Consider the following 16,583-nt stretch of genomic DNA (forward strand, 5'->3'; position numbering starts at 1 on the left):
AGCTGATGCCCTCCAGGTAGGAGAGCGTGCGGTGGGCGCCCACGCCACAAGCGGCATCAGGCTCCCAACTCGGCTGCTCAGGCGAGCAGTTCGACCTCCGACACGGTCGGCTGGCCGTCGAAGACCAGACGGTACTTCCCGTACGTACCCGGGGAGCCCACGCTGAACGCCCGGGTCTGCCGGTCCCAGGTGAAGGACTCGCCGGACCGTTTGTCGAGCGTCTTCCAGGTGGTGCCGTCGTCGGAGCCCTGGAGCGTCCAGCCGGCCGGCGCCCTGGTGTGGTCCCCCGACGAGGTCAGCGTGTACTGAAGGCCCTTGACCGGACCGGAGACCGGCAGGTCCACGGAGGTCACGGTGGCGTCCGTCGCCGAGGTGTTGTCGAACAGCGGCCCGTCACCCTTCAGCACGTCCGCCCGGGGCGTCGCGACCTTGTCGCCCTGGGTGATGGACACCGGCCCCGCGTTCTTGCCCGAGCCCCACCCCGAGGGCTTGGCCCCCATGTCGAACTCGAGGACCCCGCCCTTCGACAGCAGCGAGTGCGGCAGCGAAGTCGAGTTCCACACGCGGCCGTTGAAGCGCACGCCCTGGACGTAGACGTTCTTCTGGCTGTTCCTCGGCGCCTTGATCACCAGGTCCTGACCGTTCTCCAGGTGCACCGTGGCCTTCTTGAACAGCGGGGAGCCGATGGTGTACTCGCCGCTGCCCATGACCAGCGGGTAGAAGCCGAGCGCGGAGAAGAGGTACCAGCCCGACTGCTCGCCGTTGTCCTCGTCGCCGTGGTAGCCCTGGCCGATCTCACTGCCCACGTAGAGCCGGGACAGTATCTCGCGGACCTTCGCCTGCGTCTTCCACGGCTGGCCGGCCGCGTCGTACAGGTACGGGATGTGGTGTGCGGGCTGGTTGGACTGCCCGAGCATGCCCATCCGGGTGTCGCGGGCCTCGGTCATCTCGTGGATGACGCCCCCGTACGAGCCGGAGAACTGCGGGTCGGCCGTCTCCGGCGTGGAGAAGAACGTGTCGAGCTTCTTCGCCAGCGCGTCCCGGCCCCCGTACAGGTCGGCCAGGCCCCGGGTGTCCTGCGGGACCGTGAAGGCGTAGCCCCAGCCGTTGCTCTCGGTGTAGTCGTACCCCCACACGCGCGGGTCGTACTTCGAGGCGTCCAGCCGCCAGTCGCCCTGGTCGTCCCGCCCCTGGAAGAAGTCGACCTGCTTGTCGTAGAGGTTGACGTAGTCCTGGGCGCGGTTGAGGAAGTACTCCGACTCCTCCTTGTAGCGCTTGTCCCCCGTCTTCGCGTAGAGGGCCTGGCCCATCCGCGCGATGCCGTAGTCGTTGTTGTAGCCGTCCATCGCCCACGAGAAGCCCTCGCCCGTGGAGGTGGTGGTGTAGCCGAGGAACGGGGAGGTGGCCATGCCCTTGCGGCCCACGCCCGACGTCGGCGGAACGACCGTCGCGTTCTTCACGGCCGCTTCATAGGCCGCCTTCGCGTCGAACTTCACGCCCTTGACGTAGGCGTCCGCGAAGGCCACGTCCGAGGACGTGCCGGTCATCAGGTCCGCGTACCCGGGGGAGGACCAACGGGCCGTCCAGCCGCCGTCCTTGTACTGCTGGACGAACCCGTCCACCATCTCGCCAGCCTGACTCGGCGTCAGCAGGGAGTACGCGGGCCAGGTCGTCCGATAGGTGTCCCAGAAGCCGTTGTTGACGTACACCTTCCCGTCGACGATCTTCGACCCGGTGTGGGTCGGGGTGTCCGCCCCGGGCATCGGGGAGAACGGCGAGGCGTACTGCGCCTTCGAACCGACTTTCTCGAAACCGGAGTTGGGGTAGAGGTACAACCGGTACATGCTGGAGTACAGCGTGGTCAGCTGGTCGCTCGTGGCGCCCTCGACCTCCACCTTGCCCAGCAGCCTGTCCCAGGCCCGCTGGGCGCCCTTCCTGACCGTGTCGAAGGACGTGCCGTCCGGGATCTCCTGACGCAGGTTGTCCTTGGCCTGGTCGACGCTGATCAGCGAGGTGGCCAGACGCAGGTTCACGGTGTGGTCGGAGCCGGCGTCGAAGCGCAGGTAGCCCTTGACCCCGCTCGCGGAGCCGTCCGTCACCGGCTTGTCGAAGACGCCGTACACGAACAGCCGGGTGGCGCCGGTCGACAGCCCGGACTTGACGTCCGAGTAGCCGGTGACGACCCCGTTGGCCTTGTCGAGGGTGAGCCCCGCCTGCTCGGTGACGTTGTCGAAGATCACGCTCGCGTCGTCGCCCGGGTAGGTGAAGCGCAGGGCGGCCGCGTGGTCGGTCGGGGTCATCTCGGCCTTGAGACCGTTCTCGAAGCGCACCCCGTAGTAGTACGGCCGCGCGGTCTCGTTCTCGTGCCGGAACGCCAGCTCACGCGCCTCGCGGCCGGTGTCCGGGGTGCCGGCGGCCGCCGACGGCATCAGCTGGAACGTCTGCCGGTCACCCATCCACGGGCTCGGCTCATGGCTCGCGCTGAACGCCTGGATCGTCGGCAGGTTGTCGTCGTTGTTGGCCCGCGCGTAGTCGTACAGCCAGCTCAGCGAGGACGCGTTGGTCACCGGGGTCCAGAAGTTGAACCCGTGCGGCAGCGCGGTCGCGGGGAAGTTGTTGCCGCGCGAGAAGCTGCCGCTGGAGTTGGTGCCCCGGGTGGTCAGCACGTAGTCCGACAGATGCGCCTTCGGCTGCTCCTGCGCCACCGGCCTGATCGCCAGGTCGTCCAGCCAGCCCCGGAACTTCGCCGGGCCCTTGGGGGAGTCGTACCCGATCAGGATCCGGTCGACGCTCTTCCCGGCCGCGACCGACCCGATCCGCGAGACCACGTTGTTCCACTGGTTGACGTACAGCACCTTCGACGCGCCCTGCCCCTGGGGGCTGAGCGGGAAGCCGTGCTGGTCGGTGGCGCCCAGGTCGCTGAGGCGGGTGCCGTCGGTGAAGACCAGGTCGACGGAGACGTTCGTGGCGTCGTAGTCGCGGTCGCCGTCGGCCATCTGCGGATACAGGCGGTACGACAGCTGGGTGTCCCGGTCGACCCTCACGTTGACGTCGAAGATCTTGTTGTACGAGTACGCCCGCCCGTCGGCCGTGTGCCGGCCGGCGTAGCGCAGCGCACGCTTTCCGGTGAACCCGGCGGCCGCCTTCGCGGTCGGCGATCCGGCGGGCCCGCGGTCGACCAGCGACAGCATGTCCTCGGGCACCGAGCCGCCGCTGCCGCCCGTGGAGAGCTGCAGGTCCGCCAGCTGCAGGATGTCGGCGCCGTTGTTCTTGGTGATGTCGAGCCGGAAGTGCTCGTACTCGGCCGGCGCCGCCAGGTCGTACTGCTTGGTCTGGAACCGCTCCGAGAAGGACTGCCCGGAGCGGGTGTCGACGGTCTTCCAGTCCTTGCCGTCCGTCGAGCCCTGCAGGGTCCAGTCCTGCGGGTCGCGCCCGGCCTCGTCGTTGGCGGAGGTCAGCGCGTAGGTGGTGATCGCGTACGGCTTGTCGAGGTCCAACTCCACCCAGCCGGTGGGCGCGAAGGTCAGCCACTTGGTGCCGGACTCGCCGTCGACCAGGTTCTCCTTCACCTCGCCGCCGCCCGAGTTCTCGCTGCTGGCCCGGACGTCCGTGACATGGTCGTTGACGTTCCCGGCGACACCGCTGCTGTAGCCGCCGTCGACACCGGAGGCCCGCTTGCTCCCGTCCGGCGCGGTGTCCACCGTGTTCAGCCAGGTCGGCGCCGGGTCACCCGCCTCGAACGAGGACGCGAACTCCCGGTCCGCCTTGGCCGGAGCCTCCGGCAGGGCGACCGCCGCCCCCTGCGACCCCACAGCCATGACAAAGGCGGCCGTGAGGACGACCGCCGTACCCCGTCTGTGCCGAGCTCTGTGTCTCATGGACCAGCACCCCTCCTGCGCGCCATCCGGACAACGTTGTCAACTTTGCTGCGCAGAGACCAGTAGTGGGTCAAGTGGTCAGTGCTGTCAAGGGTGTTGAGTGTGGCATTCGGGGCTTATGTCGAGGATTTTTCCGGCAAGCGGTACACCGGGCCTTCATATTTCCGCGAGGTCTCAACTCGGAAAAGACCGATGGCCAACCTTGCGTTCGATCTTGCTCCGGCCGCGGGAAGTGGACTATACCTGTCGGCACTTCACACGATCGATACGGCATGATCCGTACGTCCTGCACGACCCTGCTTGACCTGACCGCGGTGCCCGGAGGATCCGGTTCACCGCCTGAGTCCTGGAGAAGGCGAGGACTTTGAGCATGGGATCCACTTCCGCCGAGAACAACGGCACCGCGGGTGTCGGCCGCCGCGATCTGATCAAGCGGTCGGCCGCACTCGGCCTGATCTCCGTCCCCACGATGAGTTTTCTGGCGGCCTGCGCCAGTGGTGGCGGGAACGACAACTCCAGTGGCAACGACGAGGGCAAGACGTCCAAGTCGAACCCGTTCGGTGCGAAGAAGGGCACCAAGCTCGACGTCGTCATCTTCAAGGGTGGCTACGGCGACGACTACGCCAAGGCGTGGGAGGCGGACTACGAGAAGAAGCTCGGCATCACCTCCACCCACACCGGCACCCAGGAGATCACCGGAAAGCTCCAGCCCCGCTTCAACGCGGGCAACCCGCCGGACATCGTCGACGACTCCGGCGCCCAGCAGATCAAGGTCGACGTGCTCTACAAGAACGGCCAGCTGCTGGACCTCGCCACGGTTCTCGACGCGCCGTCGGTCGACGACCCGAGCAAGAAGGTCCGGGACATGCTGATCCCCGGCACCCTCGACCCGGGCGTCCAGGAGGGCAAGGTCGTCGCCCTGAACTACATCTACACGGTGTGGGGCCTGTGGTACTCCGGCAAGCTCTTCAAGGAGAAGGGCTGGGAGCCGCCCAAGACCTGGGACGACTTCATCAAGATCTGCCAGGAGGCCAAGAAGGCGGGCATCGGCGGTCTCGCCCACCAGGGCAAGTACCCGTACTACATCAATGTCGCCATCATGGACATGATCGCCAAGAAGGGCGGCATCGACGCCGTCAAGGCGATCGACAACCTCAAGCCGAACGCCTTCGTCGGCTCCGCCGCGGCCCAGGCGGGCATCGAGGCGATCTACGAGGTCGTGGAGAAGGGCCTGTTGATGCCCGGCACCAACGGCCTGACCCACACCGAGTCGCAGACCCGCTGGAACCAGTACAAAGCGGCGTTCATCACCTGCGGTTCCTGGCTGGAGAACGAGCAGCTCAAGCAGACGCCCTCGGACTTCGACATGAAGTTCCTGCCGATGCCGCTGCTGCCCGACAGCAAGATGCCCTTCGAGGCGATCCGGGCCGGCTCCGGCGAGCCCTTCATCATCCCCGCGAAGGCCAAGAACCTGCCCGGCGCCAAGGAGTTCATGCGGCACATGCTCTCCAAGGAGTGGTCGACGCTCTTCGCCAAGCAGGCCAACTCGCTCACCATCCTCAAGGACGGCGTCGACGCCAGCGTCAAGCTGCGCCCGGGCACGCAGTCCACGGTCGAGGCCTCGAAGGCGGCCGGCGACAACACCTTCCGCTACCTCTACCCGGACTGGTACAGCGAGATGGACACGGCCATCCAGAACGCGTCCAATGAGCTCATGGCCAAGCGCATCCAGCCCAAGGAGTGGCTGAAGCGGTGTCAGGCCGCCGTCGACAAGCAGGCCGCGGACCCCGCGTCCAAGAAGAACGTGCACGAATAGGCCACGGGGGCGCCGTGGGGACTGCCTTTGGTACCGGGCGGTTCCCCGCGCCCCTTTGGGGCGCTGCACCGACCGGAATATCAGGGGCAGGTATGCGAAAAGGGCAGTACCGGTTCGTCGCGGGGTTCTTGTTCGCTCCCGTGTTGCTCTACGTGGTCTTTGTCATCTGGCCTTACATCCAGACGTTCGGATATTCCCTCACGGACTGGAAGGGGCAGTCGCAGACCTTCAAGTTCGTCGGATTCGCCAATTACCGGGCGTTGTTCCACGACGACGTCTTCATGCAGGCCATCTGGCACAACATCCAGTTCCTGGTCTTCATTCCGGTGATCACGATCCTGCTGGCGCTGTTCTTCGCCTTCATGCTGAACGCGGGTGGACGCAGCAAAGCCGGCGGTGTCCAGGGCGTCGCCGGATCGAAGGTCTACAAAATCGTCTACTTCTTCCCGCAGGTGTTGTCCCTGGCGATTCTCGCGGTGTTGTTCAACGCGGTCTACCGCAGTGACGGCGGCGGTCTGCTCAACGGCGTCCTGATCAAGATCCACCTGGTCGACCCGGACAACCCCGTCGAATGGCTCAACGAGCCGCACATGGTGCTGTGGGCGCTGATGGTCGCCGTGATCTGGCAGGGCGTCGGCTTCTATCTGGTGCTGTTCTCGGCGGCCATGCAGTCCATCCCGAAGGACATCTACGAGGCCGCGCTCATCGACGGCGCCAACCGCAACCAGTCGTTCTTCCGGATCACCCTGCCGCTGCTGTGGGACACCGTGCAGACGGCGTGGGTGTACCTCGGCATCATCGCGATGGACATGTTCGTGCTGGTCTCCTCGATGACCCAGAACATGGGCGCCTACGGCGGTGGACCCGACCACCACAGCGACGTCATGGCGACCGTGATGATGCGCAACTTCCTGTACTTCGGCAAGAGCGGCTACGCCTGTGCCATGGGTGTCGTGATGCTGCTGCTCACCCTGATCCTGTCCGTCTTCACGCTGCGCGTCACCCGCCGCGAGCGCATCGAGTTCTGAGCGGGAGACAAGACGATGAGCGCCCCCATCAAGGAGACCCCGGCCGCGCCCGCCGAGCGGCCCGTCGCCAAGAGCCCCGCCCGCCCCGACGACAAGCGCGGCGAGGGCGTCGTACTGAACGTCTTCTCGCACGGCTTCCTCGCCCTGTGGGCCCTGCTGATCGTGCTGCCGCTGCTGTGGCTGGTGATCAGCTCCTTCAAGACCGACGCCCAGATCGGCGGCTCGGCCTTCGGCTGGCCGCACAACTGGTCCTTCGGCGTCTTCCACCGCGCCTGGAACAAGGGCATCGGCGACTACTTCCTGAACACCGTGATCGTCCTGGTCTTCTCGGTGCCGCTGACCATGCTCTTCGGCTCCATGGCGGCCTACGTGCTGGCCCGCTACCAGTTCTGGGGCAACCGGCTGCTGTACTACTTCTTCGTCGCCGGCGCGATGTTCCCGGTGTTCCTCGCCCTCGTCCCGCTGTTCTTCATGGTCAAGCGGCTGGACATGCTGAACACCTACCAGGGGCTGATCCTGGTCTACATCGCCTACTCGATGCCGTTCACGGTGTTCTTCATGCACGCCTTCTTCCGAACCCTGCCGACGGCGGTCTTCGAGGCGGCGATCCTGGACGGCGCCTCGCACACCCGGACCTTCTTCCAGGTCATGCTGCCGATGGCGAAGCCCGGACTGATCAGCGTGGGCATCTTCAACACGCTCGGGCAGTGGAACCAGTTCATCCTGCCGACGGTCCTCATGCAGCCGCAGAGCGGCGGCGACCCCGAGCGGTACGTCCTCACCCAGGGCCTCATCCAGCTGCAACAGCAGCAGGGCTACGCCTCCGACCTGCCGGTACTGTTCGCCGGCGTGACCATCGCCATGATCCCGATGCTCGTGGTGTACCTGTCCTTCCAGCGTCAGGTGCAGGCGGGACTGACCTCGGCGACCCTCAAGTAGGCGGGAGCCCGCTCTCGCGCGGCGCCCACGAGCGCGCCGTCCCCGGACCCGGGGGCGGCGCGCTCATATGTGCGTCCATCCACCCGGATACGGTTCAACCTCTTGACGGGAGGCGACCCGAACGGCTCAGCTTAGAGTTCACTAGTTGGACATAGACGGGGCCTCATCGAGGCGGTCCCGTGCGCAGGAGGTCGTCGTGGAGACTCCGGGGTCGCAGTCGTCACTGCACCGAGCCAACCTGGAACGGGTCGTACGGGCCGTCCGGCTGGCCGGGTCCCTCACGCAGGCGGAGATCGCGAGGACCACGGGCCTGTCCGCGGCGACGGTCTCCAACATCGTCCGCGAGCTCAAGGACGGCGGAACGGTCGAGGTCACGCCCACCTCGGCGGGTGGCCGCAGGGCCCGCAGCGTCTCGCTGAGCGGGGACGCCGGCATCGTCATAGGGGTCGACTTCGGGCATACGCACCTGCGGGTCGCCGTCGGCAACCTCGCCCATCAGGTGCTCGCCGAGGAGTCCGAGCCGCTGGACGTGGACGCCTCCTCGACCCAGGGCTTCGACCGGGCGGAGGAGCTGGTCAACCGCCTGATCAGCGCGACGGGCGTGGACCGCTCGAAGATCGCCGGAGTGGGCCTCGGTGTGCCCGGACCGATCGATGTCGAATCCGGGACGCTGGGCTCCACCGCCATCCTGCCGGGCTGGACCGGCACCAGGCCCGCCGAGGAGCTGCGGGGGCGGCTCGGCGTGCCGGTGCACGTGGACAACGACGCCAACCTCGGCGCCCTCGGTGAGCTGGTCTGGGGCAGCGGCAGGGGCGTGCGTGATCTTGCATACATCAAGGTCGCCAGCGGTGTGGGCGCCGGTTTGGTGATCAACGGGAAGATCTACCGCGGGCCAGGTGGTACAGCGGGAGAAATCGGACATATTACTCTTGATGAATCCGGCCCCGTCTGCCGCTGCGGAAACCGGGGCTGCCTGGAGACCTTCGCGGCCGCGCGCTATGTGCTGCCGCTCCTCCAGTCCAGCCACGGCACGGATCTGACGATGGAAGGCGTCGTGCGGCTGGCCAGGGACGGAGACCCGGGCTGCCGTCGCGTGATCGCCGACGTCGGCCGCCACATCGGCTCTGGAGTCGCCAATCTCTGCAATCTGCTGAACCCGAGCCGGGTGGTGCTCGGCGGTGATCTCGCCGAGGCCGGTGAGCTGGTGCTCGGGCCGATCAGGGAGTCCGTCGGCCGCTACGCAATCCCCAGCGCGGCGCGCCAACTGTCCGTTCTCCCCGGGGCACTTGGGGGCCGTGCGGAAGTGCTCGGAGCACTCGCTCTCGCGCTCAGCGAGATGGGTGATTCGACCCTTTTGGACGGCACGCTCGCTACGGCGACCCCTGCCTTCACTTAGAGAACGGATGGCACCGTTGCCATCTCGTTAAGGATTTACTTCTTGACGTCGCACGTGTGGCCGAGTTGACTTCCAGCCACCTCGGCCGCAACGTCGCGGCCTCGTCAGGGAGGTTTCTGAAGTGAACACGCGTATGCGTCGTGCCGCGTTTGCCGTTGCTGCCGGCGCGATGGCCGTTTCGCTGGCCGCCTGTGGCTCCGCCAAGGAGTCCGGCAACAAGAGCAGCTCTTCGAGCTCGTCGTCCAAGAAGGGCGACAACATCAAGGTCGGTCTCCTGCTTCCGGAGAACCAGACCGCGCGTTACGAGAAGTTCGACAAGCCCCTGATCGAGAAGAAGGTCAAGGAGCTGACCAACGGCAAGGGCACGGTCGTCTACGCCAACGCCAAGCAGGACGCCAGCCTCCAGGCCCAGCAGGTCGACACCATGGTCACCCAGAAGGTCGACGTGCTGATCGTGGACGCGGTGGACTCCGCGGCCATCAAGAACTCGGTCCAGAAGGCCAAGGACGCCGGCATCCCGGTCGTCGCCTACGACCGCCTCGCGCAGGGCCCGATCTCCGGCTACACGTCCTTCGACAACGAGACCGTCGGCAAGACCCAGGGCGAGGCCCTGCTCAAGGCCCTCGGCTCGAAGGCCAAGTCCGGCAAGATCGTCATGATGAACGGGGCCTCGACCGACCCGAACGCCGCCCAGTTCAAGAAGGGCGCCCTCTCCGTCCTCCAGGGCAAGGTCAACATCGGCGAGTCCTACGACACCAAGGACTGGAAGCCGGAGAACGCCAACGCCAACATGGAGGCGGCGATCTCGGCGATCGGCAAGAAGAACCTCATCGGTGTCTACTCGGCCAACGACGGCATGGCCGGCGGTATCATCACCGCCCTCAAGGCCGCCGGTATCTCCAACATCCCGGTCACCGGCCAGGACGCGGAGCTCGCGGGTGTGCAGCGCATCGTCACCGGCACGCAGTACATGAGCGTCTACAAGCCCTACCCGACCGAGGCCAACACCGTCGCGGAGATGGCCGTCGACATCGCCCAGGGCAAGGACCTCAGCTCCGTCGCTCCCGACAAGGTCGACAGCCCGAGCGACAAGGGCATCCCGGCGAAGATCATCTCGGTCGTCGCGCTGACCAAGGACAACATCAACGACACCGTCATCAAGGACGGCATCTACACGGTCGCCGACATCTGCACCCCGCAGTACAAGGCCGCCTGCGACAAGATCGGTCTGAAGTAGACAGCGGCAGGTCCCTTCCCAGGTAGGGGAATTCGCTCTTGAATTCCCTTACGGGACGCCCGCTCCAAGGCTCCTCCGGCGCCCCGCGCATCACACAGCCCCGCAAGCTAGCTGCGGGGCGCCGGACGGATCAGCCCCCCAAAACTTCTGCACAACCTCCCGCCGGGTCAGGCGGCGAAGGAGATGGTTCACGTGTCCGCTACGCCCGTGCTGGCGTTGCGCGGGGTCTCCAAGCGGTTCGGTGCCGTCCAGGCGCTCACCGACGTAGAGCTTGAGGTCCACGCCGGTGAGGTGGTCGCCCTGGTGGGCGACAACGGCGCCGGAAAGTCCACGCTGGTCAAGACGATCGCCGGCGTGCACCCCATCGATGAGGGCGTCATCGAGTGGGACGGCAGGTCCGTCTCGATCAACAGGCCGCACGACGCTCAGCACCTGGGCATCGCGACGGTGTACCAGGACCTCGCGCTGTGCGACAACATCGACGTCGTGGGCAACCTGTACCTGGGCCGTGAGGTCCGCAAGTACGGCGTGCTCGACGAGGTCGAGATGGAGCGCCGCTCGCGCGAGCTGCTGGACCAGCTGTCCATCCGCATCCCCAGCGTCCGTATCCCGATCGCCTCGCTCTCCGGCGGTCAGCGCCAGACCGTGGCCATCGCCCGCTCGATGCTGGGCGAGCCGAAGCTGGTCATCCTCGACGAGCCCACAGCCGCTCTCGGTGTCGAGCAGACCGCGCAGGTCCTCGACCTCGTGGAGCGGCTGCGGGAACGTGGTCACGCCGTGATCCTCATCAGCCACAACATGGCCGACGTGAAGGCCGTCGCCGACAAGGTGGCGGTGCTGCGTCTGGGTCGTAACAACGGCGTCTTCGAGGTCAAGTCGACCTCGCAGGAAGAGATCATCTCCGCCATCACCGGCGCCACGGACAACGCCGTGACCCGTCGTGCGGCGCGCAGCACTGGGGAGATCAAGAAGTGAGCATCGACAAGACCTCCACGCCTCCCGAGGACCACGTGGTGGAGAACCCCGAGGCCGCGGCCGGTGCCGCGACCGTGGTCGACCCCCGGCTGCTGGTGCGGGAACAGGGCTTCGCGGGTTACATCACCGAGTTCAAGCGCAAGATCAAGGCAGGCGACCTGGGCTCCATCCCGGTCGTCATCGGTCTGGTGATCATCTGGATCATCTTCCAGAGCCTGAACTCCAACTTCCTGAGCGCGAACAACCTCTCCGACATCTCCGTCACGATGGTCGGTACGGGCATGATCGCCGTCGGCATCGTCTTCGTACTGCTGCTCGGCGAGATCGACCTGTCGGTGGGCTCGGTCTCCGGTGTCGCGGGCGCGAGCTTCGCCGTACTGAACGTCAACCACGGCATGAGCGAGTGGCTGGCGTTCATCCTGGCGATCCTCACCGGCACCGTCGCCGGCGCGATCCACGGTTTCGTCTTCGCGAAGATCGGTGTGCCCGCGTTCGCGGTCACCCTGGCCGGCCTGCTGTTCTGGAACGGCTTCATGCTCCAGATCCTGGGCTCCAACGGCACGATCAACCTCAACAGCGACGGCATGGTCGCCAAGCTGACGACGTACTACTTCAGCGACGTCGCCGCCTCCTACGGCCTGGCCATCGCGGTGACCGCGCTGTTCTTCCTCAGCTCCTACTTCGGCAACAAGCGCCGCGAGGCGGCCGGCGTCCCGTCCCGGCCGGTGAGCGAGACCATTCTCCGCACGGTGCTGCTGGCGATCGTCGCCTTCGCCGTGGCCATCGTCTACAACCAGTACAAGGGCCTGCCGCTGGCCGTCGTGATCTTCGTCGGTGTGCTGCTGGTCACGGACTTCATCCTGCGCCGCACGCCGTACGGCCGGAAGATCTTCGCGCTCGGCGGCAGCGTCGAGGCCTCCCGGCGTGCCGGTATCAACGTGGAGATGGTCCGGATCTCGGTCTTCGCGATCTCCGGCACCTTCGCCGCGCTCGGCGGTCTGTTCATCGCCTCGAAGATCGCCTCGGCCAACCAGGGCGCCGGTGGCGGTGACCTGCTGATGAACGCCATCGCGGCGGCCGTCATCGGCGGCACGTCCCTCTTCGGCGGCCGCGGCCGCACCTGGAACGCGCTCCTCGGTGTACTGGTGATCGTCTCCATCCAGTACGGCCTCGCCCTGCAGGGCATCGCCTCGCCGGTGCAGTACATGATCACCGGTGGTGTTCTGCTGGCGACCGTCGTCATCGACGCGATCACCCGCAAGACGCAGAAGACGGCCGGACGCGCGTAACCGACCGCACCCGATGCCCGGCACCCGACAGGTGCCGGGCATCGTCGTGTCGTAGGACCGGACAATCGTGGGTACAGCCGATCGCGTGACCTACGACGCACCGCCCGGGCGTCACCCGCACAGGCGGAACATTAGACTCGACAAGCCCGGCAACAGCTCTACTGCAAGGAGGCACGGGTGCCGCTGCTGACCCGTATCAGGGGACCGCGCGATCTGGACCGGCTCAGCCCCGAGGAGCTGGTGCAGCTGGCAGAGGAGATCCGGACCTTCCTCGTCGACGCCGTCTCCAAGACCGGCGGCCACCTCGGCCCCAACCTCGGCGTGGTGGAGCTGACCATCGCCCTGCACCGGGTCTTCGACTCGCCCCGGGACAAGGTGCTGTGGGACACCGGCCACCAGTCCTACGTGCACAAGCTGCTCACCGGCCGCCAGGACTTCTCGCGGCTGAAGATGAAGGGCGGTCTGTCCGGCTACCCCTCGCAGGCCGAGTCCGAGCACGACGTCATCGAGAACAGCCACGCCTCCACGGTCCTCGGCTGGGCCGACGGGCTCGCCAAGGCCAACCAGATCCTCGAGCGCGACGACCACGTGGTCGCCGTGATCGGTGACGGCGCGCTGACCGGCGGCATGGCCTGGGAGGCCCTCAACAACATCGCCGACGCCAAGGACCGCCCCCTCGTCATCGTCGTCAACGACAACGAGCGGTCGTACGCGCCGACCATCGGCGGCCTCGCGAACCACCTCGCGACCCTGCGCACCACCGACGGCTACGAGCGCTTCCTGGCCCGCGGCAAGGACCTCCTCGGGCGCACCCCGGTCGTCGGCAAGCCCCTCTACGAGACCCTGCACGGCGCCAAGAAGGGCCTGAAGGACTTCATCGCGCCGCAGGGCATGTTCGAGGACCTGGGCCTGAAGTACGTCGGCCCCATCGACGGCCACGACATCGAGGCGCTGGAGTCCGCGCTGGCCCGCGCCAAGCGGTTCGGCGGCCCGGTGATCGTCCACTGCCTCACCGAGAAGGGCCGCGGCTACCAGCCCGCCCTCCAGGACGAGGCCGACCGCTTCCACGGCATCGGCCCCATCCACCCCGACACCGGCCTGCCGGTCAAGGCCTCCGGTGCCGACTGGACCTCCGTCTTCGGCGACGAGATGGTCGAGCTCGGCAGGGAACGAAAGGACATCGTCGCCATCACGGCCGCGATGCTCCAGCCGGTCGGCCTGAAGAAATTCGCCGACACCTTCCCCGAGCGGATCTACGACGTCGGCATCGCCGAGCAGCACGGCGCCGTCTCCGCGGCCGGCCTCGCGCACGGCGGACTGCACCCCGTCTTCGCCGTGTACGCCACCTTCCTCAACCGCGCCTTCGACCAGGTCCTGATGGACGTTGCGCTGCACAAGTGCGGCGTGACCTTCGTCCTGGACCGGGCCGGGGTCACCGGCACCGACGGCGCCTCCCACAACGGCATGTGGGACATGTCGATCCTCCAGGTCGTCCCGGGCCTCAGGCTCGCCGCCCCGCGCGACGCCGACCAGGTGCGCGCCCAGCTGCGCGAGGCCGTCCAGGTCAAGGACGCGCCGACCGTGGTGCGCTTCTCCAAGGGCGCCGTCGGCCCCGCCGTACCCGCCGTGGGACGGGTGGGCGGCATGGACGTCCTGCGCGAGCCGGGCACGGACACGCCGGACGTGCTGCTGGTCTCCGTGGGCGCCCTGGCGCCCATGTGCCTGGAGATCGCCGAGCTGCTGAAGAAGCAGGGCATCTCCACCACCGTCGTCGACCCGCGCTGGGTCAAGCCGGTGGACGAGGCCATGGCCCCGCTCGCCGAGCGGCACCGGGTGGTCGTCACCGTCGAGGACAACTCCCGGGTCGGCGGCGTCGGTTCGGCGATCGCGCAGGCGCTGCGGGACGCGGGCGTCGACGTACCCCTGCGCGACTTCGGCATCCCGCCGCGCTTCCTCGACCACGCCTCGCGCGCCGAGGTGATGGCGGAGATCGGCCTCACCGCCCCCGACATCGCCCGTCAGGTCACCGGCCTCGTCTCCCAGCTCGACGGCCGTTACGACCGCACGGCGGCCGAGGTGCAGCCCGCCCGGGACTGACGCGACACCCGCCTCCCACGGGCCGCTTCCGCCACCGCCAGGGGTGGTGGAAGCGGCCCATTCGCGTGAATCCGCTCGCGCCGGGGCATACGGACTACGCCCCCTCTCGATCATGTCGGGGACGACACAGCGTGGGAGGTACGCCCGTGAGCAGCACCCTCTTCAGGACGAAGAACATCGAGCAGTCCATCCGGGACACCGAGGAGCCGGAGCACGCGCTCCGAAAATCCCTGTCCGTGCTGGATCTGACGGTCTTCGGCGTCGGTGTCATCATCGGCACCGGCATCTTCGTCCTCACCGGCACGGCCGCCAAGAACACCGCGGGCCCCGCCGTGTCCCTGTCCTTCGTCGTCGCCGGCGTGGTCTGCGCGCTCGCCGCGCTGTGCTACGCCGAGTTCGCCTCCACGGTGCCGGTCGCGGGCTCCGCGTACACCTTCTCCTACGCCTCGCTGGGGGAGTTCCCGGCCTGGATCATCGGCTGGGACCTGGTCCTCGAGCTGGCGCTGGGCACGGCGGTGGTGGCCGTCGGCTGGTCCGGCTACATCCACTCGCTGCTGGACAACGCGGGCTGGCATCTGCCCGCCTCGCTCAGCGGCCGGGACGGTGCCTCCGGGTTCGGCTTCGACATCCTCGCCGCCGCGCTCGTGCTGCTGCTCACCGCCATCCTCGTCATCGGCATGAAGCTCTCCGCACGGGTCACCTCGGTCGTCGTCGCCATCAAGGTCGCCGTCGTCCTCGTCGTCATCATCGCGGGCGCGTTCTTCATCAAGGGCGACAACTACGACCCGTTCGTCCCCAAGGCGCAGACCGTGGAGGCGGGGGGCAACCTCAAGGCGCCGCTGATCCAGCTGATGTTCGGGTGGGCGCCCTCCAACTTCGGCGTCATGGGCATCTTCACCGCAGCGTCCGTGGTGTTCTTCGCCTTCATCGGCTTCGACGTCGTCGCCACGGCCGCGGAGGAGACGCGGAACCCGCAGCGGGACGTGCCGCGCGGGATCATCGGGTCCCTGATCATCTGCACGGCGCTCTACGTGGCCGTGTCGATCGTGGTGACCGGCATGCAGAAGTACACGAAGCTGTCGGTGGACGCGCCGCTGGCCGACGCGTTCAAGGCGACGGGGCACCCCTGGTTCGCGGGACTGATCAGCTTCGGCGCGGCGGTCGGCCTGACCACGGTCTGCATGATCCTGCTCCTCGGCCAGTCCCGCGTCTTCTTCGCCATGAGCCGCGACGGGCTGCTGCCCCGCTTCTTCTCCCACACCCACCCGCGCTTCCGCACGCCGTACCGCCCGACCATCCTGCTCGGCGTGGTCATCGCGATCGTCGCGGGCTTCACCAGCCTCAGCGAACTGGCCGAACTGGTGAACATCGGCACGCTCTTCGCGTTCATCGTCGTCGCGATCAGCGTCATCATCCTGCGCAACACCCGCCCCGACCTGGAGCGCTCCTTCCGCACCCCGTGGGTCCCCTTCGTGCCGATCCTGTCGGTGCTCGCGTGCCTGTGGCTGATGCTCAACCTCCCCGCCGAGACCTGGCTCCGCTTCGCCATCTGGATGGTCATCGGCTTCGCGGTGTACTTCCTCTACGGCCGCACCCACAGCCGCCTGGCACGCCGCGAGGAGCAGCCGACGGTGCGGTGACGCCAGGTATGGATGGACGCCGGTCGACCGCTGGTCGGTGCCGGTGATGTCCGCGGGGTGGGGCGACGGGGTCGGCGAACACCGGTGGTCGCCGGCTTGGTCGGCCAAGGGGCGCAGACGAGGATCGCTGGTCGTCAGCCGGCTCCGGCAAGCGGGCTGAGGCTGACGGCCGCCGGCCGGTCCCGCTGACGGGACGGTCGGACGTCGCTCGTGGCCACCGGTTGGGTCCGCCGATGGGGGTGGGTCCGGCGCGGATGGTGGCCGCCGGTCGAGTCCGGCGGTGGGTGG

General features: G+C 67.4%; 10 protein-coding genes. 9 read left to right on the forward strand and 1 reads right to left on the reverse strand.

Translation table 11 applies throughout. The features are described 5' to 3' along the window. Window positions 1–77 precede the first annotated feature (77 nt). The gene (locus ABZ453_RS19145) at window positions 78–3,878 is read right to left on the reverse strand and encodes a GH92 family glycosyl hydrolase (RefSeq protein ID WP_359016124.1); all 3,801 of its coding nucleotides are present in this window, start codon (window positions 3,876–3,878) and stop codon (window positions 78–80) included. A 370-nt stretch (window positions 3,879–4,248) separates the two neighbouring features. On the opposite strand from ABZ453_RS19145, the gene ngcE reads away from it, so the two are divergent. The 9 genes from ngcE to ABZ453_RS19190 all read left to right on the forward strand — a co-directional run bounded on the left by ngcE (window position 4,249) and on the right by ABZ453_RS19190 (window position 16,295). Beyond that, the gene (ngcE, locus tag ABZ453_RS19150; RefSeq protein ID WP_359016125.1) at window positions 4,249–5,694 is read left to right on the forward strand and encodes an N-acetylglucosamine/diacetylchitobiose ABC transporter substrate-binding protein; all 1,446 of its coding nucleotides are present in this window, start codon (window positions 4,249–4,251) and stop codon (window positions 5,692–5,694) included. A 92-nt stretch (window positions 5,695–5,786) separates the two neighbouring features. After that, window positions 5,787–6,722, forward strand: a complete 936-nt coding sequence (locus ABZ453_RS19155) for a sugar ABC transporter permease (protein ID WP_133046053.1) — start codon at window positions 5,787–5,789, stop codon at window positions 6,720–6,722. Window positions 6,723–6,737: 15 nt separating this feature from the next. Beyond that, window positions 6,738–7,661: a carbohydrate ABC transporter permease gene (locus ABZ453_RS19160; protein WP_133046052.1), complete on the forward strand. Its 924-nt coding sequence runs from the start codon at window positions 6,738–6,740 to the stop codon at window positions 7,659–7,661. A gap of 196 nt (window positions 7,662–7,857) precedes the next feature. Beyond that, the gene (locus ABZ453_RS19165) at window positions 7,858–9,057 is read left to right on the forward strand and encodes an ROK family transcriptional regulator (protein ID WP_208780941.1); all 1,200 of its coding nucleotides are present in this window, start codon (window positions 7,858–7,860) and stop codon (window positions 9,055–9,057) included. Window positions 9,058–9,190: 133 nt separating this feature from the next. Further along, window positions 9,191–10,294: a substrate-binding domain-containing protein gene (locus ABZ453_RS19170; RefSeq protein ID WP_165954970.1), complete on the forward strand. Its 1,104-nt coding sequence runs from the start codon at window positions 9,191–9,193 to the stop codon at window positions 10,292–10,294. A 183-nt stretch (window positions 10,295–10,477) separates the two neighbouring features. Next, window positions 10,478–11,269 carry an ATP-binding cassette domain-containing protein gene (locus ABZ453_RS19175; protein WP_359016126.1) on the forward strand — a complete coding sequence of 264 codons (792 nt, stop codon included), beginning with the start codon at window positions 10,478–10,480 and terminating at the stop codon, window positions 11,267–11,269. Beyond that, window positions 11,266–12,558, forward strand: a complete 1,293-nt coding sequence (locus ABZ453_RS19180) for a sugar ABC transporter permease (RefSeq protein ID WP_359016127.1) — start codon at window positions 11,266–11,268, stop codon at window positions 12,556–12,558. Before ABZ453_RS19175 ends, ABZ453_RS19180 begins: the two co-directional genes overlap by 4 nt. A gap of 177 nt (window positions 12,559–12,735) precedes the next feature. After that, window positions 12,736–14,655: a 1-deoxy-D-xylulose-5-phosphate synthase gene (gene dxs / locus ABZ453_RS19185; RefSeq protein WP_359016128.1), complete on the forward strand. Its 1,920-nt coding sequence runs from the start codon at window positions 12,736–12,738 to the stop codon at window positions 14,653–14,655. A gap of 146 nt (window positions 14,656–14,801) precedes the next feature. Further along, complete coding sequence (locus ABZ453_RS19190) at window positions 14,802–16,295, forward strand: amino acid permease (protein ID WP_359016129.1); 1,494 nt, start codon at window positions 14,802–14,804, stop codon at window positions 16,293–16,295. Window positions 16,296–16,583: the final 288 nt, after the last annotated feature.

Source organism: Streptomyces sp. NPDC005799, from assembly GCF_040630525.1.
Lineage (GTDB): Bacteria > Actinomycetota > Actinomycetes > Streptomycetales > Streptomycetaceae > Streptomyces > Streptomyces griseorubiginosus_B.

What these genes read in the sequence shown, in the direction of transcription:
- ngcE (WP_359016125.1), top strand. Translation starts at nt 4,249, where the DNA reads ATGGGATCCACTTCCGCCGAGAACAACGGCACCGCGGGTGTCGGCCGC.
- ABZ453_RS19155 (WP_133046053.1), top strand. Translation starts at nt 5,787, where the DNA reads ATGCGAAAAGGGCAGTACCGGTTCGTCGCGGGGTTCTTGTTCGCTCCC.
- ABZ453_RS19170 (WP_165954970.1), top strand. Translation starts at nt 9,191, where the DNA reads ATGCGTCGTGCCGCGTTTGCCGTTGCTGCCGGCGCGATGGCCGTTTCG.
- ABZ453_RS19145 (WP_359016124.1), bottom strand. Translation starts at nt 3,878, where the DNA reads ATGAGACACAGAGCTCGGCACAGACGGGGTACGGCGGTCGTCCTCACG.
- ABZ453_RS19175 (WP_359016126.1), top strand. Translation starts at nt 10,478, where the DNA reads ATGGTTCACGTGTCCGCTACGCCCGTGCTGGCGTTGCGCGGGGTCTCC.
- ABZ453_RS19160 (WP_133046052.1), top strand. Translation starts at nt 6,738, where the DNA reads ATGAGCGCCCCCATCAAGGAGACCCCGGCCGCGCCCGCCGAGCGGCCC.